Source organism: Biomaibacter acetigenes (genome assembly GCF_003691585.1).
Lineage (GTDB): Bacteria > Bacillota > Thermosediminibacteria > Thermosediminibacterales > Tepidanaerobacteraceae > Biomaibacter > Biomaibacter acetigenes.
Map to the genome: position 1 here is coordinate 752,569 of NZ_CP033169.1, position 23,561 is coordinate 776,129.

The window sequence follows — 23,561 nt, forward strand, 5'->3', positions numbered from 1 at the left end:
ATCTAGTTTAAGTGTAAAAACTAAGTCCTCTGCCTCAGTAAGGCGACTTTTTATACCACATCCGATTATTGTTTTGAATCAAAAACAATGTTTTGCAATCCCTCTATTTCCGAATCCGTCAGCTCACGCCATTCTCCCGGTTCGAGGTTTTCGTCCAGCTTCAAAGGGCCTATGGAAAGGCGCTTTAGATATACCACTTCCTTACCCCGGGCTTTCATCATGCGCTTCACCTGGTGGAATTTTCCTTCATGTATTTTCACCAGCACTCTTGAAAATTTCCCGGCTTCCAGAATTTCTAGCTTTGCTGGTAGTGCAGTGAAATCTTCCAGAGGTATACCACCGGCAAAGGCTGCCACATCATCTTCATTTAATTTTCCTCTGACTTCCACATAGTAAATCTTTTCTACCTTGTTTTTTGGCGAGAGCAGGCGGTGTGCCAACTGACCGTCGTCGGTAAGGAGAATTAGACCTTCGGTATCCCTGTCCAATCTCCCCACCGGAAAAAGGTTCCTGTGGGAATATTCTCCTTCCAGAAGGTCAATTATGGTGGTGTCCTCTTCTTCTCTGGTGGAGGAAACTACCCCGGCTGGTTTGTTCATCATTATGTATATATGACTTTTATAATCCAGATCCTCTCCAAAGATGCGGATATTGTCGATGAGGGGATAGACCTTTTCTCCCGCATCATTGACGGTGTTGCCGTTTACAGTAACGGCTCCCTGTTTTATCAGTTTTTTTACATCTTTTCTGGTACCGAAACCGCACATGCTCAAAATTTTATCCAGGCGCTCACTCTTTTGTTTTTCCACGATAACACTCCTATCAAAAAATCTTCAAAACATATTTTGTATTTTTCATGGTGAAAATATTAAAGAAAATGATTATAATGTATAATAAATTATACCGCTATTATCACATTACTGACAATATAATTGTTAAAGGAGATGGCAAATGATGTATTGGTGGGGGCCCGGATGGGGCCACATGGGAGGATATTACGGTATTTTTATGTATGTGTATATGTTTATCTGGCTTGTGGTACTGGCGGGGGTCTTTTATTTAATAATAAGGCTTATTAGAAGCCTTGCTTCATCCGCAGGTCCGGTAAACCGGGATGACGCTTTTCGGGAAACTCCGCTGGATATCCTTAAGAGGCGCTATGCGGCGGGTGAAATCACAAAGGACCAGTATGACAGAATGAGAGAAGACCTAAAAGATAATTAGGGCAATTTTGCTATGAAGTTATAAAAAAACCGGCAGCTAATGCCGGACAAATAAATTAAATTCAATAATTTATGAGTAGTATAGGTCAACCTGCGCATGCATCACAGGTTGACCTGATATCCCAACTTACTTTGTGCCGAGCAGCGGGAAAAAGATTATGATTATGGGGATCAGGATAATGAGGAAAATTATAAGCCAGATCCAGAATATGGTTTGGGTCATATGGAGCTCCTCCTTTCATTTTTAGGGCTTCATTCAGCCCTGCTATATAATATGCACGTTTGATTTTTGGTGACACCTCTAAGCATCTTTTATTATCTTGACCAGCATATTTGCCATAATATGCTGGAATTCCTGAGTCTGTATGAGGCCAAGGACCATCGGCATCCACATATTGCTCATAACCGTCATACCGCCCTGAATGGTTATCTCCTCTATTTTTCCATCCATTTTTGCTTGGGCTTTTTCAACTATCTGAGAAAAACTTGTAACTGCAGTCTTTGCAAAATCAATGGAACTGGATACTTTGTCCAGTATATTTTTTAAATTTCCTGAAGCAACGGCGTCATGCAGTGCTTTTTTTGCAACGGTGGCCATGGTGACAACACCGTCCCCGGCGGTTTCATCCGTACCTTCCAATTTATTTAATTCCTCTTTTAATTGATTCCTCTGTTCTTCAACCTCCTGCAGGGCTTTTTGCAGTTCTTCTTTTGTCATAAGAGACCTCCTTTCGCTCTAATTTAAATCTAATGTATAATATGCAATATCACCAATTCTTGCCCCTTTGAATATTTTAATATCAGAAAATAAAGGAGGGGGCAAGAAAATGCTGCCATTACTGGTCATACCTTATTGTCTAAATCTTATGTTGGGCGCTGTGGGGGCTCATCTTCTAAATGAGTTAAATACTGCGGCGAAATATAAAATAGTGGGGTTTAAGCAGGGTTTAACCTTGAGAAAGAGTCAGGAAGTAATAGAAAGTTACGGTATCAAGATAAAGAAATTCCTTCCGCTGGCCAATGCATGCTTATGTGAAGTGGATAGCGGGGAATCTTCTATTAAAAGTTTGGCCATGGACCCCACGGTCGAGTTCATAGAGGACGATCTGGAAGGAGAGGTTCAGGTGGTACCTTTCCTATCCATGGATATCAAAAAATCGAGTCAGGAAATACCCTGGGGCGTCCAGAAGATAGGAGCTCCTCCCGTCTGGAAAGATATAAGAGGAGAAGGGGTCAGGGTTGGTATAATCGATACAGGCGTAGATCTCAATCACCCGGACTTGAAGGATAATGTAAAAGAAGTCTGCGGCGTACTGGATTGTAAAAATATAATTGATGACAACGGCCATGGAAGCCATGTGGCCGGAACCATAGCAGCCCTTGACAATGATATAGGGGTTGTCGGTGTTGCTCCAAAGGTAGACTTATATCCTGTAAAGGCATTTAATAAAAGCGGCAGGGGCAATATATCCAATGTGATAGATGCCCTGAACTGGTGTATAGAAAAAAAGGTCCAGGTAGTAAATATGAGTTTTGGATTTACTAACAACAGCATGGCTCTTGAAAGAGCTATAAAAGAAGCGTACCGGCAAAACATCGTGCTGGTAGCCGCTGCAGGGAATTCCGGCGGCGACGATTCGGTGATGTATCCTGCCAAATATCCGGAAGTCATAGCAGTGGCGGCATCCAATTCCGGCAATAAGGCCGCATGGTTTTCCAGCGGAGGTCCTGAAGTGGATGTCATAGCCCCGGGAGCAGGCATTCCTTCCACTTATAAAGATGGCGGATACAAATCCATGAGTGGGACCTCTATGGCATCGCCCCATGTTACAGCAGCTTGCGCTCTGATTTTGGCAAAATCAAATATGAGTCCGGCAAAAGTAAAGGAAGTATTGATGAGCACTGCAATAGACCTTGGCCTTCCCAAAAACAAACAGGGAGCGGGTCTGGTGAATGTGTCAAAAGCGACAGCAAGTATAAAGAGTTCTAAGAGAAGTTCCGAAAACCAGCAATTTTAAAAACCAAATTAGAGAGCCCTGGATTTCCAGGACTCTCTAATTTCTTTTTTTGATACTTGTTATTAAGCTTTTTCAGATTTGCCAAGCAGCGGGAAGAAGATTATGATTATGGGGATCAGGATAATGAGGAAAATTATAAGCCAAATCCAGAATACAGTTTGAGTCATACTTAGCTCCTCCTTTCATTTTTTAAGGCTTTTTGTTTAGCCCTGCTATATAATATGCTATTTTCTTTTTTGGTGACACTGTGAACTTTTTATATCTACTTTTTCAAAAACATAATATCACCTAAAAATATGCCTTTGAATATTTTATTATCGAAGACAGAAATAAGTAATAAAGCAACTTTTTCAAACACCCGCATATTATGTAGAAGCGATATTAAATTTTGAGGGAGGTTCAAAACATGAACAAATTTGAAGAATTGAAAGAGGAGATCATCAAATCTGCTAACACTCCTGATAAACTTGGCGAAATCTTTACAAAGTTCGGGATGACACCGGATAATCCTGACGCGATGAAAGAAATCATGAAGGATGCGGGAATAAAAGAAGAATTAAATGCAGAAAATGCGGCGCAAATGGTAAAAAACTTGACCGAAAGCTTTTCACCGGAAATGAAAAAATACCTGGCAAACCTGGTTTTAGAAGTATCCCAATCCATCCCGGCAGGTCCTATGCCCGATGATATTAAGAATTTGTTAAATTCCTGGCAAAAAGGGGGAGGATGTATTGAAAAGTGACTATAGTCGTTGATGATGAAAAAAGCAATGCCGGTATTCAAAACCCAGAAATAAAACCGCAGCAGCAAGATAGAAAAAGAAGATTGATCATAATCGGCGATATAATCTCAATTATAGGAGTATCGCTCTTGTTTACTGCGGCAATCTTAGATTTATTCATCGATACGACATTCAGGCCTTAAACTCAAGCTAGTATAAGCTCCGGACATTCCGGAGCTTTACATATTTGTACCGATTGAAACAAAAATCTTCTGCATTGGTGCGAATTGTGCTGGATAAACTAAAAAAAAATGATCGAAGGTGGCTTGACATTGCAAAAAAGTAAAATAACAGGAGAAAGGCTCTCTCTCGGCCAGTATATAATGATGGGAGTAGGGGGCATCATAGGAGCAGGTTTTTTTCTGGCTTCCGGCCTTGCCATCCGGCTTTCGGGACCGGCGGTGATACTCAACTATGGCCTATCAGCCTTTGTCATGTGCAGGGTATTTTGCGCCCTGGGGGAAATGACCACCTCAAACCCGGCGGCAGGTTCCTTCAGGGTATATACCCAGGATTATCTGGGTAAAGCCGCCGGCTTCATGAGCGGATGGATATACTGGATAGCGGGGGTGCTGGTAATGTCCAGCGAAGTTACGGCTTCAGGAATATTTACCCGATACTGGTTTTCGCGTGTGCCGCTGTGGCTTTTTACGCTTATTTATTCGGTAATGGTAGTTTATCTAAATTTCAAGGGCACAAAGGAATTCGGAGCAGTGGAAGCGTGGTTTTCATTTATCAAGGTGGGAGCACTGGCTGCCATGATATTGGTGGGGTTAGGGGTTATACTGACCCATTTTCAAAGCCCCACTGTAGGAATTGAAAACTTTTATGCCGGCGGGGGGTTTTTTGCAGGAGGTATAAGAGGGTTTTTCGGGGCGATGCTGATGTCGTTGATACCCTTCGGCGGCATAGAAGTGGCGGCCATGGCTGCCAGCAGCGTGGAAAATCCCCGGAAAAATGTACCCAAAGGTATCCACAGCATATTTTTCATTCTTATCGGCCTTTATCTTATTTCATTAACTATTTTACTGATATTGACTCCATGGAACAGGATTCCCACCAATGCCAGCCCCTTTGTCGCCATGTTTACCTATGTCAGAGTCCCGTATATTGACTCCATACTCAATTTTGTTATACTTACAGCCGCCCTCACCACCATGAACGCTGCCATGTTTGGCGTGACCCGGGTGCTATTTTCGCTGGGGCAGGGAGAGTGGGCACCAAGTATCTTTACAAAAGAAAACTCCCACGGCGTTCCGGTTTACGCCCTGGGAGTAAGCAGCATCGGCCTTACGCTGGCGGTGGTGTTATCTTATCTACTTCCGAGAGATGTTTACGAATACATCACCAGCGCAGCAGGCTTCATGCAGTTTTTTAACTGGGGAATTATTTTATTGGCTTATATAGCTTTTCTTAAAAAGCGCCGGGTGAGCTCTTCCGGAGTAAGGGTTCCGGAAATGGCACCGGAAACCGCCGCCATTTATCCGGGCAGCGTGGCAGCCACCGGGACAAGCAAGAAATACGTCGGCCATACCCGGGAATTTCCCGCCGGGATTAAGGTAATAAATCCTGTGAGCACTTCCTGGGCAGCCTTTGTATTGCTGGCAGTGATTCTTTCGTCTCCGCTTTTAATTGCCAAACAGCGCATTTCGGTCCTCATAGCCATGGGGGTAATATTGTTTTTAGTAATAGGTTACAAGATAGGCGATAGATTTCATATCTTTACAAGATGGTGAGCGAGAAGGCCTCAAGCCTTTGAATTAATGGAATTTGCACTTCGCAAGTCCCGCTTAATCCGGCATCTGACCTCCGGCCTCCAAAATTTGTGCCGCCCTGAAAAGAGTCTTCACCATTTCTCCGAACTTCACCTTTTCCTTCGGCAGGAATTTTCCATCTATCTTTTCTAATAGCCCTAATGCCAGGGCCGATGATACATAACCCTCAAATCCCTTTCCAACATCTCCGATATCGTTTAGATCTAGCTTGAAAATTTCTCCCTTTGCTGCAATGGCATCAAATCCCAGGAACCTTATCGCGAACTTAGCCAGCTCCTGTCTGTCAAGGGGCCTGTCGAGATTTTTAGCTTCGATATCAGTTATAAGTCTTTGATCTAAAGCAGCATCGATGTATTTTTTATAAGGATCCGCCTTTTCCTTTTCGTCCATTTTTAGCCCGTATTCCGGATACATTTTAGGGCCCAGACCCAGGCAGGATGCGAAAAATTTCACGGCATCCTTCATGTTAGGCACCGATTCCAGGTCAATTTTCATCGAAGGTTCGAATATCCCCTGGTTCATCAAAAGCTCCGCCTCGCGCCTGCCGGTCTCGCCCTTAATATTAACGTCGGGAGATGCGGACTTTATGGTGCCAGGCTGTTTAAAGGCATAATTTAGAACCTCACCGGTACTGGGTTCGATATATGCCGCGTCAGGTAAACGCTTCAAAGCATATACCAGGATTTTTTCAGGTTTTTGTGATTGTTGCGGAGCATCGGGCTCGTAGTACATCTTGGGCATGATATATGCCAGGGTAATGCTGATTTTATCCAGCATTATACCGGCTGCCTTTTCTCGGGAAAGGATATTTTTTTCCGGAGCCGGGAAGATGATATCATCCCAGGCGTAATTCAGGCTTATGACTTCGCCCTTCTGATCGATGCTAATATTTATGTTGTTTCCCACGTAGGGTATACCATTAACTGTCCGCGTGAAATTAAAGTAGTAGGATTGATATGGGGCCCTGAATTTGGAATTTACTTCCTGGGGATAATCCATGGACCGCACCTGGCCGGCCTTATCGGGCAAATATTTTTTTATGTATTCTAAAGCCACATTTTTTGCGTCCTCCCAGCTGATGGCTTTGGGAGCGGAAGCTTCTTTTAACTGCGCTTCAGGGTAGTAAGGGCCGGGGTTTTTCCAAAAACCAAAATTCTGCACCCTGCCGGTGGCTGCATTCACGGTGACGTTGGCATTTACAGTACCCTCGGTGGAATTGAAATTAAAGAAGTAAAGGTCCTGCGGTTCCATGGCATAAGGAACATTGTTGAAGGACTGTAGAATCATGTTCTCCAGGCCGAACTTCTTTATTTCTTCTTCGGCCAGCTTCTGAGCCTGTTCCTTTGTCAGGGGGGTTTCAAGCTTCGTGGGAGTAATGGTTTTTGCACCGGAAAAATCGACTTCAGTCAGCGGTTCAATTCCCTTGACTTCGTCTCCGGCATAGTTTATAAGAGCCCCATCCTTTGCCCTTATGGTGAGGGGAGGCCCCATATATACCAATCTTGCTGGTACATACATTAGCTTTGCGGCATCATAAGGCTTACCTTTTTCTTCGTCGAAGCCACGGACATATACAAGTTCGGGACCAAGATATTTTATGTAGATTTCTTCGACCTGCTGTTTTGATATGGTTTTTTCGTCTATAGGCTTATCTTCCGACCAGTTCAGATTGTAGCCCACTAGCTTGCCGTTGGCTGCATTTACAGTGACATTGATGCCTTCTTCGCCAAAATAAAAATCTACAGGCTGGATGTTTTCAGAGGTTTTAGCAAACCTGAAAAAGTAAGATGCGGGTTCAAAAAGTCCGCCGAACTTGAGACCGGGGTAATAGTTTTCTTCCACAAACTTTACCTTTGAGAATTTATCCGGGGCTATTTTTTTAATAAAGTTTTCCGCCAGCACCCTAGCTTCCTCCCGGGTGTATTTGGCCAAGAAAATCTTGCGCCTACCGTAGGGAGTGCTCCATTCCTCTCCCTGATTAAAAGAGATGACTTCGCCGCTGTCGGCGTCAATGACAGCGTAAATTGAAAAAGAGGGCTTATAGAAGTTTATCGTCCAGACTCTGCGGTTGCCGGGCTGCCACCCGGTATTTAAATAAATCTCGGGTTTGAAGTCTTCGGGCACCTCAAAAAGCTCTTTTACGATCTCGATGGCTTTTTCCTGAGAAATCTTAACATCTTTAGATGCGTCGTTGACCGGGGTGGCTCCCCCTGCTGCTTTCACCGCCATTTCACCTGCCTTCTCAGGCGTCATCCCAGCTCCATAGGCCGGCAGGGCAAGACATACCACTAGCACCAGAACCAACAGTGTTACCAAACTCTTTTTTCTCATTTTAACCCACCTCCCTTTTTTTTCTAAAACTGCCAATATTATTTTATCATTAAAAACTAAAGAATAATATTACAAATATATTAAAAATGTTATCTTATCTCCACCATTCTCAAAGCCTCATGCCACTTCACTTCAAATCCCAGAGCCTCAGACAAAAACCTGAGAGGGACCATGACCCTATCATTTCTAATTATGGGAGGGGTGTCCAGAAAGATTCTGTTCCCGTTGACTATAGCTTCCTGCCGGCGAAACTTCCATGGATCTTGCGGAGCCGGCCAAGGGCCCAAAGCCGTATTGCCTGATTCTGCCCATAATTCTACAGTTTTTTGGGAAGTTTTCACCAGGATTTTTCTTTGTGCCGGGATCCAATCCACCCGGGCCCCCAGGCTTTGAGCTATGAATCTCAGGGGTACCATAGTACTGCCATTTTTGATAAATGCAGAAGAGTCCAGCAGTAAAGGTCTTCCTTTTATATAAGCGGTTCCGGAACCTATTTGTAAAACTATTGAATTTTTAAAGTCGGCGGGCATACCGGATGAATTGTCTTTTAGCAGGGCCTTGAACCGTGGAATATCGGTGCCGGGAGGCACAATATTTCTGTTTAAAGTATAAGGGTATGAACTCTGGTACACAAAACCATCCCGGATGGTAAAACCCAATTTGTAACCAAAACTTTTTGCCGCTTTCAGGACCGCACTGTTAAACTTACCATAGGGATATGCTATGGCTGTGGGAGAGGGCAGGCTGTTTTGGGTAAATACCCCGGCTTCCCGGGAAAAATCCAGGTCCAGTTGTTCTTTATCCATTGAAAGCAGTGCAGGTTTATTACCTCTGTATTCATGAGCATCAAACGTATGACTGCCAAATTCCATCAGGCCGCTGTCAAACATTTCCTTAATCTGCCGTAAGGAAAGCTTCGATAGCCTGTTCGGGTCAAAGGATTCTTCCTTCTGAACTACTCTGTTTCCAATAAGAAAAATAGTTGCTTTAAAATTATAGCTTTTTAAAACGGGAAAAGCGTATACGAAATTTGATTCATAGCCGTCGTCAAAGGTTATCAACACAGTCTTCTCCGGGAGTTTTTTCTTGTTGTATATAAAATCCTCAACATCTTTGAGGGATGCAGTATAATATCCGTTGTCATGTAGATATTTCATCTGGGCTTCAAACTCCGCCAGCGGTATGACTGCATGGGTCGTGGTACCTTCGGGGAGCTGGTCGGGGATTATATGGTGATATGCCAGCACAGCGATAAAAGGCTTAGAGTTATCTGTGTTTTGAGATGCGGCTAAAACCCTGGAGGACGGTACTGTTGATGAACTGAAGAATAAAATGAACAATAACCCCGAAACTCCTGCTACCAATAAACTGCGTCTGAATGTAAAAAGATTGTGCTGCACAATAAAACCTCCTGAGTAAAAACTTAAAAATTACCATGATAATTTTATCATGAATATCACAAAAAATTGTTACAGTTATATTAAATTAAATCTATATTCCCTGGATTTATCACGGAAGTATTGTTTTTTCCGCCATTGGTTCCATTTGCCCTGCTATAAATATACTACTTTTTATATATCTATTGAATGTGATAAAATTACCAGAGAACGCGTTTTGTTGGGAAAAAGGCTGTTGTCAGATGAACCAACATTGTATAAAATAATCTTGAAAACTAATTTTGACAGGATTTTCAACTGTAAAGAGCGGGAGGGCAAAAAGGTGGCAAAGGATTTGACCGGTATGATTATATCCATAGTATTTGTATTTGCGGTGATTCTGGTATCGGAAATATTGAGGAAGGTATACAAGCTCGGAAACGAGTTTACCAGGAAATTTGTACATATTGGGGTCTCCCACTGGTGGATAGCGGCAATGTTTCTCATAAGCGACATGAGATATGCCGTTATACCACCGGTTTTATTTGTTCTTTTGAATTATTATTCCTATAAAAAGAATTTGTTCAAGAGTATGGAGAGACAGGAAAACTCGGACCTCGGGACCGTTTATTTTCCCATATCCCTTATAATATTAATTCTTCTCACATGGAAAGGAGGTCTCCTGGGAGGAGACTACAGGTATCTTGGAGCACTGGGAACCCTGGTCATGGGCTACGGTGACGGCTTTGCGGCCATCATAGGAAAAAATTTCGGAAAACAAAAATACAATATATTTAAAAGCTGTAAAAGTCTTGAAGGCTCAGTAACCATGCTTGTTTTTTCAACACTGGTATCCGCTGTGTTATTAAGTATTTTTAGAGGATTTGACATATACAATCTCAGGACAAGCATTATTATAGCAGTTGTTGCCACCCTGGCCGAAGCCTTTACACCCTTCGGAGCAGACAACATAACAGTGCCTGCTATTACCACATTGACCGCCTATTATATGACCGTCCTCCAGAGCAGGGCCATGTTTTTATTTATATACATGGCGTGCATAGGTTTTTTGCTGAGTTTTTTAATAGCCCTGGCCGCTTACCGCAGAAAATCTTTGACCCTGGATGGCTCCGTGGGGGCCACCTTTTTGGGAACGGTCATATATGCTACTTCGGGCCTGTTTGGTTCGGCTCTTATGATACTGTTCTTTATATCCTCCAGCCTTCTGAGCCATTTTAAAAAGAGCTTAAAGGCAAAGGTGGTCCGGCAGTTTGAAAAGACCGGGCACCGGGATATATTTCAGGTATTTGCCAATGGCGGCATAGGCCTCATCTATTCCGTGCTGTTTTACATTACAAAAAATCCCTCTTTTTTGCTGCTCCTGGGAATCTCTTTTGCGGCGGCCAATGCGGACACATGGGCCACCGAACTGGGCATACTCAACCGCAGCAACCCGGTTTCGCTCAGGACCCTGAAGCGTGTGGAAAAGGGGACCTCGGGGGCTGTGAGCCTTCTGGGCACTACGGCAGCACTGCTGGGGGCTGGTTTTATCGGGATATTTACGGCACTTGGATTCAAGCTCGTAGATATTCGGTCACTGGGATTTACATATATCCAGAGTTTTGCCATGGTGACACTGGGAGGTTTTGCGGGTTCTTTAATTGATTCCATTCTTGGCGCCACGGTACAGGGCGTATACTATTCCGATGAACTGGAAGGTGAGACTGAAAAAAGGATTTACAACGGCAAACCCACCCTGCTGGTACGGGGTTTCCGGCTTATCAACAACGACATAGTCAACTTTTTGAGTATAGCTCTTTCCAGCGCCCTGTTTGCAAGGATGATATAAAAAAGGCCGCATTGTAAATGTCATTATTTTACGTGAGGTCTTTATAAAAAATCCTGTAAGTCCTGCAATGTTTTCCTCCCATGCCCTCGGCGTCCCTTTTCATAGAAGTATTCGTCTCGCCGATGGTGGAACCTTCGCCGTAAATGTAGCCCCTGGCTTTGGCGGCCTGAAGGGTCTTAAACAGGATGGCGCTGCTCACGGCTTTTTTCCTGTATTCCGGGATGACGAACAGCACGAAGAGCCGGCCGCCCGAAATTTTCCGTTTCAGCCATAAAAATTTTAAGAATCCCCAGGGAAAGATTCTTCCGTTGAGGTGCCTCAGAACTTGATTGTAATCGGGCAATGCGACAGAAAAGCCTATGGGGCGGCAGCCGTTCCTGGCTATGTATATCAGGTTGGGGTCCGCCAGGTGCCGAAGCTTCCTGGCTTCAGCCTTAATTTCCTCAAGCGATGGAGGAGTTAAATCCTCCCATTCTTCCGGCATGGCCGCATCCAGCACCTGTTTGATATCCAACATTTCCCTTTCGATATATTTCAACTTAATGGGTTCCACTCTAAAATCGTATCTTTTCATGGCATATTCTACCGGCCGGGCGTACCTGTCCAAATCAATGATTGATAGGTCATAATAGTATGCATAAAGGTCCAGGTGTTTTTTAAAACCGCTTTTTTCAAAGAGTGAGACGTAATAGGGCGGGTTATATGAGTTCATAAGCACCGGCGGGCCGTCAAATCCCTCCACCAATAGTCCCCGGTAATCATCGCCGTTTGTGGGGGAGACCGGGCCTTTTACACAGGTTACTCCCCAGGCTTTGAGCCATGAAAGGACCGCATCAAACAGCGCACAGGATATTTCCTCGTCGTCAACGCACTCGAACAGGCTGATATATCCCTCATTGCGGTTTTTCTTTTTATTCAAATTCTCGTTTATGCCCGTTAATATCCTGCCCGCGGGTTTACCGTACCTGTAAACCATGAATAATGTATGAGGTCCGCTTTTAAAGAGAGGATTATTTTTTCCTACCAGAGTGTCCATCATGTCAGATTTTAAAGGAGGAACCCAGCAGGAGTCGCCTTTATATATATCCCAGGCAAAGTCTATGAATTTCTTTAAACCCTGCCGATCCTTTATCTCGACTATATCTATCCCAGGCATACTTTTTCCTCCTGCAAAGCTGAATTTACCGTACGTTCAATATCAATTCCCTGAGCTTGGCCTTTTTTTCTTCATATGTAATATAATACATGGAGAGCAGCTGCTCTATATTGTGTCGGTACCTGTCCCTGTTGTTCAGGATCTTATTCAGAGCATGCACCAGGTCCTTCGGTCTTTTGCAGACTTCACCGGTTTCATATTTCTGCATCAAAGTTATAGCACCCCTGTCGTTGGAGGTGGCCAGAGTAAAGGTTATCTGTGGAATCCTGTTTATGAGACTTTCTATAAAAATCCCTGCCGAAGGTCTTGCTATAAGGCAGTCAGCCACAGCTAGAAATTCGTTGAAACTATCGGTATATTCAAAGGGCATGATGTTTATATGCTTTAAATGATTCCCGGATTTTTTGACTTCCAGCATCCTTTGATACATTTGCCGGTCAAGGCCGCACATGACCAAAAGGTTTAAGGGTGTTTCACATTCCGAAGAGATTATATTCACCATATCCATAAGGAACTGGCCTCCGATGCTCCCGCTGGCGATGATGACATTGGGAACATCTTTCGGGATATTGTATTTTTGCTTTATAAATTCTGGATTCTTGTAAGTGAAATGCTTTTTTTCTGCCAGAGGCCCTATGACCTCGCAGCGGGCATTATTTCTTTGAGGCAAATTTTTATCTGGATTGCTGTAAATGGAATTTTTGTAAGCGTGTATAATATAGTCGTTATAATTTTTTAGCACATAAAGAATTTTTCTTAAAAAACCGGTGGCTCTGTTTAGAACAAAGGAAAAGTAGGTGAGTTGAAAGTCATAGCTTCTGATGGCTTCTACCGTTTCTTTAAAATAACATATATGGGTGGCATAAGGATTTACAAGGTCGGAGAAGACCGATACTTCGGTCAAAAAGATATAAAAGGGTATGTTTTTTTCCCTGGCATAGGTGCCCAGGACTCTGTTAAAGCCGTCGGCGGTAGAAATGATGATATCGGGGTCTATTTGTTCGAGCTTGCCTAAAAAAGGTTTTGTGTTCATCACCTCGATGATAGGTACACCCACTATTCTGATGATGAAGTTCACCAGGATATCCACTGCTTTGATCCAGTTTTTCCTGATAAAAAGATTCCAGAGGTAAACGATTCCCTGAACATCCGAAGACCCCGAAAGCTCACTGCCTGCCAGCTTGAAGATCCTGACATCCCCGCTTCCGTTCAGGATGTCTTCCAGGATATTGGCCATTCGCAGGTGGCCCATGCCCATTTTTTCGTAGATAATCAGTATTTTTTTTGACACTGTTTCGCCCCACATTCAAGAAAATTTGACCAATCTAACCTAAATTATACTACCGGGAAAAAGGGATTCAAGTAAATTTTTTTTGTGGTGTTTGCTTGACATAACATTGAAAAATAAGTATAATGTTAAATGCAAGTGAGCAATAAAGTTCACTTAAAAATAAACAGGCGTGGGGATATAGCTCAGCTGGGAGAGCGCTTGAATGGCATTCAAGAGGTCAGGGGTTCGATTCCCCTTATCTCCACCAAATATGAAAACATGGCAGGGATTAAACCCTGCTTTATTTTTATGTTTTTATAAATGAATAATATATTGACCTTTTTCATAAAAGAATAATATGATTGTATTGTAAAATTGTAGAAAGGATGATGCATTATGAGCAAACTTCCCTCCAGGGAAGAAATCGACCCGAAATACAAATGGAAGCTGGAAGATATCTATGAAAGCGATGATCTCTGGGAAAAGGACTTTAAAAGGGTAAAGGAACGGTTGAAAGAACTCCAAAACTTCCGCGGCAGGATAAATTCCGCCGAAAATCTAGCAGGTGTATTGAAGTTAAAAGATGAAATCGGGCAGATGGCCGACAGGCTTTTTACATATGCCAGGATGCGTCGGGATGAGGATAACTCCCGCGGAAAATACCAGGCTCTGGCGGACAGGGCTATGGGCCTCTCGGTGGAAGTGGCCGGCAGCCTTTCCTTTATTGAACCCGAAATACTGGCTCTTGACAGAGAAAAATTGATGGGCTTTTTAAAAGAGCGGGAGGATTTAAAAGTCTACGGCCACTACATAGATGACCTCCTCCGGATGAAGGACCACATTTTGGATGCTGATAAGGAAAAGATGTTGGCCGATGCGGGGGAGATGGCCGAGGCCCCAGGCGATATTTTCAGGATGCTGGATAATGCGGATATAAAATTTCCTGTCATCAAAGATGATGAGGGCAATGAGTTGGAGCTCACCAAGGGCAGGTATATAAACTTTATGGAAAGCAAAAACCGGGAAGTGAGAAAGTCCGCCTTTGAAGCCCTTTACACCACATATAAAGGCCTCATCAACACCCTGGCCGCCACCGCTTCTGCCAATGTCAAAAGGGATATATTCTACAAGAATCAACGAAAGTTTAATTCTTCCCTGGAAAAATCTCTTTTTGCCGACAATGTACCGGTTAAAGTCTATGAAAATCTGATAGATACTATTCACCGGCGGTTGGACCTAATGCACAGGTATATTAAGATCAGGAAAAAGGCGCTGCACCTTGATGAACTCCACATGTATGATATTTATGTACCTCTGGTGAAGGATTACGACAAGAAGGTGTCCTATGAAGAGGCCCGGGCTATGGTGATGGAAGGCCTTTCACCCATGGGTAAGGAATATGTGGATATATTAAAGCAAGGGTTTAATTCCGGGTGGATCGATGTCTACGAGAACAGGAGCAAGACCGGGGGCGCCTATTCCTGGGGATGCTACGGCACGCATCCTTACGTGCTTTTAAATTTCCAGGGCAAATTGAACGATGTGTTCACCATTGCCCATGAGATGGGCCATGCCATCCACACCTATTATTCTTTTAGCCATCAGCCCTACGTTTACGCTCAATATCCCATCATCCTGGCTGAAGTGGCTTCTACCTGCAATGAGGCCATCATGATAAATTATCTGCTGGAAAGGGCAAAACAAAAAGAGGAAAAAATGTTCCTCTTGAACCACTTCATGGAACAGTTCAAGGGCATAGTATACCGACAGGTGATGTTTGCGGAGTTTGAGAAGATGACCCATGAGATGGCAGAAAGCGGCGAGCCTCTTAATGCCGAGGTTTTGAACAAAGTTTACCATGAACTGAATGTGAAGTACTACGGGAGGGATATAGTTGTCGATGAACAGATAGATTATGAGTGGGCCAGGATACCCCATTTTTATACCAGTTTCTATGTTTATAAGTATGCCACCGGCTTTTCGGCGGCCATTGCCATTTCTGAGAAAATATTAAAAGAGGGGTCTAGGGCGGTGGAAAGATTCAAGGAGTTTCTATCCGGGGGAAGCTCCGATTACCCCCTGGAGCTTTTGAAGAAGGTGGGGGTTGACCTTACCGAACCAAAGCCGGTGATGGACGCCCTGCAGGTTTTTGAAAAACTGCTGGATGAATATGAATCATTGATGTAATAGCGAAATTTGAACAACGTTCTGAAAGGGGGTCTTGAACTTATTACTAAATATTGCTAAAATAGAGCTGGTGCAAAAATATTAGCTGTAATGCCAAAAAATGGGCAACATTTTTTGAGAATAATTACATAATATCAAGCAAAAGGCGGAATATAATATAATATTTATCATTGTGCAATTTGGTATAAGATTTGCAATTGTTTATATACCTAAAATAATTAATCATCACTAACTGTTATTATTTTCAGGAAGGAGGAGATGATAAAAAGAAGAAAAATACAGATTTTAAAAAACAATAAAACTTTGTAAAGGGGGATTTAATGGTGACAATCAGAAAAGGTTTTGTATGGGGTATTATCATTTTATTGATTCTGTCTTTTGCTATTCCCGCTTTTGGCGAGGGTGAGGCAGCTAAAGCAGAAAAACCGGCCCACTATGGTTTCCTGTCGCTGCTTCCGCCTGTTCTGGCCATAGGGCTTGCCATGATAACCAAAGAAGTTTTGAGTTCTCTGGTCATAGGTATAGCTGCAGGGGCACTCACTCTCACTGGGGGTAATATCATCGAGGCTTTCAAGAAGGCCATGGAGCTTCTGATCAACACTGCCGGGGATCCTTCCTGGAACTTCAGGGTGTTGCTGTTTACGGTGCTGCTGGGAGCCATTATAGGTATGGTTTCCAGGGCTAACGGTCCCCAGGCCTTCGGGCGCTGGGCGGAAAAGCATATAAAGAGCAGAAGCATTTCACTGTTTATCACCTGGTGCCTGGGAGTACTAATATTCATGGATGACTATTTTAACTGCATGACCGTTGGAACAGCCCTCCGGCCTGTTACCGACAGGTTCAAGGTATCCAGAGCAAAATTATCCTTTATAATAGATTCTACTGCCGCACCCGTGTGCACCCTGGTGCCGGTTTCCACATGGGTGGCCTATGTGGCATCATTGATGGTGCCGCTTTTTGAGCAGTATAAGCTGAATTTAAATCCCTACACGGTTTACGTGCAAATGATTCCCTATGATTTCTATCCATGGCTCATAGTCCTGATGGTGCTGGTCACTTCATTTACAAACCTGGAATATGGCCCCATGGCTGTATCAGAAAGGAGAGCCCTTTCCGGTAAGGGTTTGTGGGATACAAACATCATGAAGAATCCTCCCGGTGATGAATTTGCAAGCCTGGAGAAATCTGAAAAGGGTTCGGCTATAGATATGGTGGGGCCGCTGCTCGGGTTGATAGTTATTATGCTCTTTGCCATGGCTTACAGCGGCGGGTTCTTTGAGGGCAAGGCCGGGTTCTTCACCGCCGTTATGAACAGCGATTCTGCCACATCCCTGGTATGGGGAGCTACTATAACAGTTATATTGAGCGCCATTTTCTACTCGGTGAGAGGTGTTGTGAGGTTAAAGGATTCCATGGAAGCGGTCATTCAGGGAGCTAAATCCATGATGGTAGCCCTTTTCATACTTTCCCTTGCATGGACCATCGGAAAGACATGCCAGGAGCTGGGCACCGGAGTTTATGTTTCCAGCATCATGTCTGAGACCTTCCCCACCTGGGCAGTGCCTGTGACGGTATTCTTAATATCGGCTTTCATCGCTTTCTCTACCGGAACTTCATGGGGTACCTGGGCTATCATGATACCCATAGTGATCCCTCTGGTGGTGGCTATGAAGATAGATATACTTCCCTGCATAGCGGCGGTATTGTCCGGCGGCGTTTTCGGAGACCACTGCTCTCCCATTTCCGATACCACCATCATGTCATCGACGGGCGGCGCCTGTCCCCATATCGAGCATGTGAACACCCAGCTGCCATACGCTCTGACTGCGGCCATCACATCGGCTGTGGGATTTTTGATGCTGGGATTCTTCGACCATCCCTTTGTGGTATGGTTTATAACCATCGCCCTGTTCTTTGTGGTTGTATATATCATGCATAAAGTCTGGACCGGCGAATCTCCGGTAAAACCCCAGAAAGCACTTCCGGCGGACCAGGAGAAATAGTTCACCGAAGCGGCTTTTATAGTATACTTAAAAAGGAGCTTGTTTAGTGGGCTCCCTCTTTTTTTTTTTACTTATAACTTTTCAAACTCATTCCCATGGCCATAGCCAGCACTAAAAAACCAGTGGCGCCCAGCAAAAAGTCGGCGCCTATACAGACGATTTCCGGAAGACCCAGGGTTTTCAGCGGCAGGTAAGTGTGCTTTAAAATAAAAGCCATGAACAGACCACACATCAGTGGTTTTATTATTATCTTTACCGCATTAAATTTTCTGTTGAAAGTTTTTTCGAGGTAGTACAGGCTTATAAATATAGACACCGAGGATGCGGTTATCAAGGCCAGGGAGTAACCGTTGATCCCTATATAGGGTTTTTTGACCAGCAGAAACAGTAGGATGTTTGTAATTAAGAAACTGTTGATGGAGTTTACCAGGGGTATGTTGTTGTTGCCTGTGCCCCGCAGAAGTGCCATAAGCACGTGTTCAGCGTAAAAGAAGGGGATACCGGCCGCAAACCCCATGATCAATGTTTCCAGAGAAAACCCTGAGAACAACACATCCCCTATGGGTTTTGCCAGGATTATGAAAAATCCGGAAACCGCAAAAGAAAAAAGGGAGGTCAGAGTAAGTGCCTGTTCGGACAATCTAAAAGCGTAGGCGTTATTTTTTTTGGACAGTGCCGCGGCTATTCTTGGAATCATATTTGATGAAAGAGACATGGTAAAGAGCGCGGGAAAATATAAAAGAGGAAGCACCATGCCTGCGGTTTTTCCGTAGATTGCCATGGAATCGGAGGCCGAAAGTCCGGAAATTTCCAGGCTTTTTGGCACCAGCAGGGCTTCCAGTGAACCGGATAGCGAACCGATTATCTGGCTTAAGGAGACAGGTATGGCTATTGTTAGAATACTTACCAGGTTATTTATTTTTATATGCATTTTTCCGGGATTTCCGGCACATTTTTTATAAAAAGCGGCAAGTACCGCCAGGGATACCAGTTCTCCCACTGCCAGGGCTGTTACCGCACCCCGAGTTTCCCCTTCGAGGCCCGCCAGTACCAGACTTTTTATTACAATGACACCGAATAATGTACGGACAAGACTTTCTCCAAGAATAGACCACCTTATAGGCACAGTCTTTTGTATACCAAGGAAAAAGCCTCTGAGGACTGAGGAAAATCCGACAAATACTGCAGCGGGCAGTATAAGGAGAAGAACAGGGCGATTTAGCGCAGTTGAGAGAACTATGAGAAAGACAGCCCCAAGAATGGAAAAAGACGAGGTAAGAAAAAAAGCCGATGCCACTATTTCACTGCTTCGATTTACAGTTTTTCCTGCATGAATCTCCGCTATAAGTTTTGAAACAGAAACGGGAATTCCTGCGGTCATGAGGGTAATAGTTGTGCCGTAAAAAGAAAGAACCTGCTGGTAAATGCCCATGCTCTGGGGCCCCAGGCTCCTGGATAGAAAAATCCTGTAAAAAAATCCTATTATTCCTGCGGCAAAATGGGCTGTAGCAAGGAAAATGGTTTCGGTTGCCCAATGGTTCATATCTAGCACTTCCCTGAAAGTATCATTAATAAAATTATATTTAGCTAAAGGCAATTTTTATGTTTAAAGTGAAAATAGAATAATTAAAAAAGTTTGACTGTAACTTTCGATTGTGATATATTTATGTTAAAGTTATATCAATCGAGGTGATAGGGAAATTGTCTGAGGAAATTAAAAAGGTATCTATGGCAGTTATAAAAAGGCTGCCCAAGTATCACCAGTGTTTGGGAAAGCTTTTAAGGCAGGATGTCGAGAGAATATCATCTCAGGAACTCAGCCAGTTGCTTGGCTTTACCGCTTCACAGATCAGGCAGGATTTGAATAACTTCGGTGAATTCGGCCAGCAGGGATACGGTTATAATGTGGAAAGCTTATATAATGAAATAGCAAAAATACTGGGACTGAACACCGTCCATAACATGATCATAGTGGGTGCCGGCAACCTGGGACAGGCCCTGGCCAACTATGAGGATTTTGAAACCCATGGATTCAAGATTCTGGCGCTTTTTGATGTTAATCCCAGACTTATTGGTCTCAAGATCAGGGGCATTCCCATCCTTGATGCGGATGAAATGGATTATTTCATAAACCGGAATGATATAGATATAGCTGTAATAGCCGTACCATCGGACAGGGCCCCGAAGGTGGTTGAAATACTTACTAAAACCTCGGTTAAAGGAATATGGAACTTTTCAACGGCGGAAATTTCGACAGGGAAAAACATAATCGTTGAAAATGTACATCTAATTGACAGCCTGTTTACTTTAAGCTACCGGATGAACGAGGAAAAACTTGAAGAAAGAATATTAAAGCAAAAAATGAAAAAAGTTTTAAACCGGTAGAAAAATTTTGGTTTGTATGGTAAAATAATGTTAAGGGTAAAAACCTGGGAGGGTTAGCCGGTGAAAAGGACGAGATTATTTGCAATCATTATTTTCATAGCAGTCATTATACTGGCGGGGTGTGACGCTCAGTCTGCTGCCGATAATGAAACTCCGACGTCGGACCAAAAAAACCCGGCGGTTGTTTATGAAGGCCAGGATCAGAGCAGAGTCCTCGTATACTATGTGAAAGATGGTTTTTTAGTTCCGGTAACCCTTGGTGTTGAACCCACAAAAGAGCCCGTAAAGGCGGCTCTGAATTTATTGTTTTCCGGCCTGGTACCCCAGGGCTTCGAAAATAAACTTTTTAATGTTAAATTAAAAAGTTACAATATCGCCGGAGATACTGCTTCGGTCGATCTTTCCTCGGAATTTTTAAAAGACGATGATAAGGAGTTCAAAAAGGACCAATTGGTCCTGACTCTCACAGAGTTTGACGATATTAAAAAAGTTAAGGTTAGCGTGGAAGGAAAGCCTCTGGATGGCTTGTATGAGAGGCCGTCTTTAATCAATCAGATAGCTTTGCCGGAAGAAGGCAAACTCCCATCGACGGAGGTCAGTGCTTCCGGCTCCGTAAAAGCTCAGACCGATGATACTTGGTTAACGGTATATTATGTTGACAAAGATAAAAAATACATTGTTCCCGTTACTTTCAAATCTTCCAAAATACAGGTAAAAACTGACCAGAAAGGTGAAATCATCCCACCCACTCCGGAAGAAAGGGCAAAAGCCGCCGTGGAGCAACTCATTGAAGGTCCGGTGGGGATCAAGAACCTGACCGGCATATTTCCAGGGGAAGTCAAGCTAAAGGACTTTTATATAAAAGATGGCATTGCATACGTAGATGTGAGCAAAGATCTTATCATGAGCTTTTCAAAGGATGCCGAATATGAAAAGATAGCCGTAGATTCGGTGGTGCAGACCCTGACTTCTATTGATGAGATAGATAAAGTGCGGTTTTTGATAGACGGCAAAGAAATCCCCTCCATCGCCGGCCACACAAACATCAGCATCCCCATCCCCCGCCTGAAGTGGTATAACATAATTGAATGAACAGCAAAACCGGTAGATACTACCGGTTTTTTAATTTGGACATTACATTTATGTTACATTTCATTTTCAGGGGAGGACATTCCTCAATTTGGGTCGAAGTATATATAATGGAAATAGAAAAAGTGAGTTACAGGAGGGCCCCATCCATGTTCAGAAAGATTATACCTGTCGCCATGCTTGTTTTTATTTTTTTGTGCTTTCCTTCTTTTGGGAAAGCGGCTCCGAAGGCAAAACCGGTTCTCAAACCCATTGAAATCTACATAAACGGTCAAAAAGTAGAATCCGATGTGGCTCCCATTATTGTTAATGACCGTACCCTGGTTCCTCTGAGAGTGATTTCTGAGAACCTCGGAGCATCAGTTTACTGGGATAACACGCAGAGAATGGTCAGAATAACAACTTCCACAAAAACCATTCTGCTTAAAATAAATGATAAAAAGGCCGTAATAAACGACCGGGAAGTGGTCCTGGATACGCCCGCAACTATCGTCAAAGACAGGACGATGGTTCCTCTAAGATTCATTGGGGAATCTCTGGGAGCTGAAGTGTTCTGGGATAATGCTCAAAGAAGGGTGATCATCACCAGGTTCCAACCCAAGGTAATAGATTTTTCCTATGAGGTGGTAAATGGAAAACCATCGGTGGTTTTAAGAGGAGATAGCCCGCTGGAATATGTTACACAACCGGCCACAAGCAAAAATCAAATTGCCATAGACATAAAGGGGCAAATGGCTACTGAAAAAAATGCCTTATATATATATGATGATTTTATAGAAAAAGCTATAATGGGAAGTATCCAGCAAGACCCGCCGGTTACGAGGGTTGTGGTGGATTTAAAAGGTGGAGTGCCTTATGAAATCAACCGGTCGGAAGATAAAAACACCATCATTATTTCCTTTATAAACACCTTGAGCGGTGTTACCGTAGATAGTGATGACCAGAGGGTGACTGTGAACCTTGTTACAACTCAACCCACGAAAATAAACTATTTCTTTCTTTCAAACCCGGATAGGCTGGTTATGGATATAAACGATGCAGTTCTTTCAACCTCACCGCCGGAAATCCCCAGAAATAACTATATCAAGGAAATCAGGCTGGGGCAATTTACGGTAAATCCCAATACCGTAAGGGTTGTGTTTGACCTCAAATCCGATATAAATTACCAGGTATTTCAGGATAAAAATAATATTTCTGTGATATTTTCTAAAGTTAACACCGTAAAAAGAGTAAATGTGGAAAGTCGGGAAGAAAGTTCCTCCGTTAGAATTACCGCCAGCGGCGAAATAGGATACGAGATTAAAGCAGATAAATCAAACAGGCAATTAAAACTGGTCATTGCCGGAGTGGCCATAGATAAAAATCTGCTTGAACAGGAAACCATAGATGTTAACGACGGTATTGTGGACTATGTAGAGTTAAAAAAGGTAAAAGGGCCAAAGAACTATAACCTGGAGGTAATTATAAACTTAAGCCTTTTCACCAGTTACGAGCTTACCACGACACCGCCGTCTTCGGAAATAGAACTTGTAATTTATAAATCTCCACTTCAGAACAAAATCATTGTGGTGGACCCCGGTCACGGCGGCAGTGATCCCGGTGCAGAAGCCGGAAATGTCCAGGAAAAGAATCTTAATCTTGATATAGCCCTGAAATTAAGAGATTTGCTGGAACAGGGCGGAGCTAAAGTGTTGATGACTAGGGATAAGGATATTTTTGTGAACCTTTATACCCGGGCCGGTATAGCCAATGAGGTAAAGGCCGATCTGTTCATAAGCATCCACAACAACGCAGGAAGCAGCGGTACATCGGGCACCGAGACCCTTTACTATCCGGAACCGGAGAAAAAAGCCCTGGCTCTGTGTATCCAGAAAGCTCTGGTGAAGAGCATCGGCCTTCCCGATAGGGGAATTGTGGAGAGGCCCGGCCTTGTAGTGACCCGTGAAACCCGGATGCCGTCGGCGCTGGCGGAAGTGGCGTTTATGACCAACCAGGGCGATCTTTCACTGCTTTTAACCGATGAGTTCAGGCAAAAGGCCGCCGAGGGCATAGCCAGCGGGATTATAAATTATTTGACAGGAAGGGCTGATTGACACCCGATGACAGTTCTGATATTAT

Annotated in this window: 18 protein-coding genes and 1 tRNA gene; 12 read left to right on the forward strand and 7 right to left on the reverse strand. The window is 43.6% G+C overall.

From position 1 onward, the window contains the following. Positions 1-65: 65 nt before the first annotated feature. On the reverse strand, positions 66-809 hold the full coding sequence (locus D2962_RS03675; RefSeq protein ID WP_122014180.1) for a pseudouridine synthase: 744 nt from the start codon (positions 807-809) through the stop codon (positions 66-68). 142 nt (positions 810-951) lie between these two features. On the opposite strand from D2962_RS03675, the gene D2962_RS03680 reads away from it, so the two are divergent. Beyond that, positions 952-1,224, forward strand: coding sequence for an SHOCT domain-containing protein (locus tag D2962_RS03680; RefSeq protein WP_222927667.1), 273 nt, complete (start codon positions 952-954; stop codon positions 1,222-1,224). A 300-nt stretch (positions 1,225-1,524) separates the two neighbouring features. Here D2962_RS03680 and D2962_RS03685 read toward each other — a convergent pair whose 3' ends face one another. Next, positions 1,525-1,941: a hypothetical protein gene (locus D2962_RS03685; protein ID WP_120765389.1), complete on the reverse strand. Its 417-nt coding sequence runs from the start codon at positions 1,939-1,941 to the stop codon at positions 1,525-1,527. A 109-nt stretch (positions 1,942-2,050) separates the two neighbouring features. Here D2962_RS03685 and D2962_RS03690 point away from each other — a divergent pair, with 109 nt between their 5' ends. The 4 genes from D2962_RS03690 to D2962_RS03705 all read left to right on the forward strand — a co-directional run bounded on the left by D2962_RS03690 (position 2,051) and on the right by D2962_RS03705 (position 5,758). Next, positions 2,051-3,241 (forward strand): S8 family peptidase, encoded by a 1,191-nt coding sequence (locus D2962_RS03690; RefSeq protein WP_120765388.1) that lies wholly within the window; start codon positions 2,051-2,053, stop codon positions 3,239-3,241. Between the two features lie 406 nt (positions 3,242-3,647). Further along, a complete protein-coding gene (locus D2962_RS03695) occupies positions 3,648-3,983 on the forward strand; it encodes a hypothetical protein (protein ID WP_120765387.1) in 336 nt (111 codons plus the stop codon). Beyond that, the gene (locus D2962_RS03700; protein WP_122014181.1) at positions 3,980-4,165 is read left to right on the forward strand and encodes a hypothetical protein; all 186 of its coding nucleotides are present in this window, start codon (positions 3,980-3,982) and stop codon (positions 4,163-4,165) included. The genes D2962_RS03695 and D2962_RS03700 overlap by 4 nt, the downstream gene beginning before the upstream one ends. A 129-nt stretch (positions 4,166-4,294) precedes the next feature. Further along, the gene (locus tag D2962_RS03705; protein WP_162991088.1) at positions 4,295-5,758 is read left to right on the forward strand and encodes an amino acid permease; all 1,464 of its coding nucleotides are present in this window, start codon (positions 4,295-4,297) and stop codon (positions 5,756-5,758) included. Between the two features lie 54 nt (positions 5,759-5,812). Here the strand turns inward: D2962_RS03705 and D2962_RS03710 are convergent, their stop codons facing one another. Both D2962_RS03710 and D2962_RS03715 read right to left on the reverse strand, forming a co-directional pair. Beyond that, positions 5,813-8,128 carry a YcdB/YcdC domain-containing protein gene (locus tag D2962_RS03710; RefSeq protein ID WP_122014183.1) on the reverse strand — a complete coding sequence of 772 codons (2,316 nt, stop codon included), beginning with the start codon at positions 8,126-8,128 and terminating at the stop codon, positions 5,813-5,815. 89 nt (positions 8,129-8,217) lie between these two features. After that, the gene (locus D2962_RS03715) at positions 8,218-9,528 is read right to left on the reverse strand and encodes a stalk domain-containing protein (RefSeq protein ID WP_122014184.1); all 1,311 of its coding nucleotides are present in this window, start codon (positions 9,526-9,528) and stop codon (positions 8,218-8,220) included. 319 nt (positions 9,529-9,847) lie between these two features. Here D2962_RS03715 and D2962_RS03720 point away from each other — a divergent pair, with 319 nt between their 5' ends. After that, on the forward strand, positions 9,848-11,353 hold the full coding sequence (locus D2962_RS03720; RefSeq protein ID WP_162991089.1) for a DUF92 domain-containing protein: 1,506 nt from the start codon (positions 9,848-9,850) through the stop codon (positions 11,351-11,353). Positions 11,354-11,381: 28 nt separating this feature from the next. Here D2962_RS03720 and D2962_RS03725 read toward each other — a convergent pair whose 3' ends face one another. Both D2962_RS03725 and D2962_RS03730 read right to left on the reverse strand, forming a co-directional pair. Further along, complete coding sequence (locus D2962_RS03725) at positions 11,382-12,509, reverse strand: hypothetical protein (protein WP_122014185.1); 1,128 nt, start codon at positions 12,507-12,509, stop codon at positions 11,382-11,384. Positions 12,510-12,534: 25 nt separating this feature from the next. Next, complete coding sequence (locus tag D2962_RS03730; RefSeq protein WP_162991090.1) at positions 12,535-13,800, reverse strand: glycosyltransferase; 1,266 nt, start codon at positions 13,798-13,800, stop codon at positions 12,535-12,537. A 171-nt stretch (positions 13,801-13,971) separates the two neighbouring features. Between D2962_RS03730 and D2962_RS03735 the strand changes: the two genes are divergently transcribed. From D2962_RS03735 to D2962_RS03745, 3 genes are all read left to right on the forward strand, one after another. Next, positions 13,972-14,047, forward strand: a tRNA-Ala gene (locus D2962_RS03735). A gap of 128 nt (positions 14,048-14,175) precedes the next feature. Continuing rightward, a complete protein-coding gene (gene pepF, locus D2962_RS03740; RefSeq protein WP_122014187.1) occupies positions 14,176-15,966 on the forward strand; it encodes an oligoendopeptidase F in 1,791 nt (596 codons plus the stop codon). Between the two features lie 320 nt (positions 15,967-16,286). After that, on the forward strand, positions 16,287-17,969 hold the full coding sequence (locus D2962_RS03745) for a Na+/H+ antiporter NhaC family protein (protein ID WP_120765365.1): 1,683 nt from the start codon (positions 16,287-16,289) through the stop codon (positions 17,967-17,969). A 67-nt stretch (positions 17,970-18,036) separates the two neighbouring features. Here the strand turns inward: D2962_RS03745 and D2962_RS03750 are convergent, their stop codons facing one another. Further along, positions 18,037-19,512, reverse strand: a complete 1,476-nt coding sequence (locus tag D2962_RS03750; RefSeq protein WP_122014188.1) for an oligosaccharide flippase family protein — start codon at positions 19,510-19,512, stop codon at positions 18,037-18,039. Positions 19,513-19,670: 158 nt separating this feature from the next. Here D2962_RS03750 and D2962_RS03755 point away from each other — a divergent pair, with 158 nt between their 5' ends. The 3 genes from D2962_RS03755 (at position 19,671) to D2962_RS03765 (ending at position 23,536) form a co-directional block, all read left to right on the forward strand. Then, the gene (locus D2962_RS03755; protein ID WP_245984880.1) at positions 19,671-20,354 is read left to right on the forward strand and encodes a redox-sensing transcriptional repressor Rex; all 684 of its coding nucleotides are present in this window, start codon (positions 19,671-19,673) and stop codon (positions 20,352-20,354) included. A 60-nt stretch (positions 20,355-20,414) separates the two neighbouring features. Next, positions 20,415-21,446, forward strand: coding sequence for a GerMN domain-containing protein (locus tag D2962_RS03760; protein WP_122014189.1), 1,032 nt, complete (start codon positions 20,415-20,417; stop codon positions 21,444-21,446). Positions 21,447-21,592: 146 nt separating this feature from the next. Further along, on the forward strand, positions 21,593-23,536 hold the full coding sequence (locus D2962_RS03765; RefSeq protein ID WP_122015726.1) for an N-acetylmuramoyl-L-alanine amidase family protein: 1,944 nt from the start codon (positions 21,593-21,595) through the stop codon (positions 23,534-23,536). Positions 23,537-23,561 lie beyond the last annotated feature (25 nt).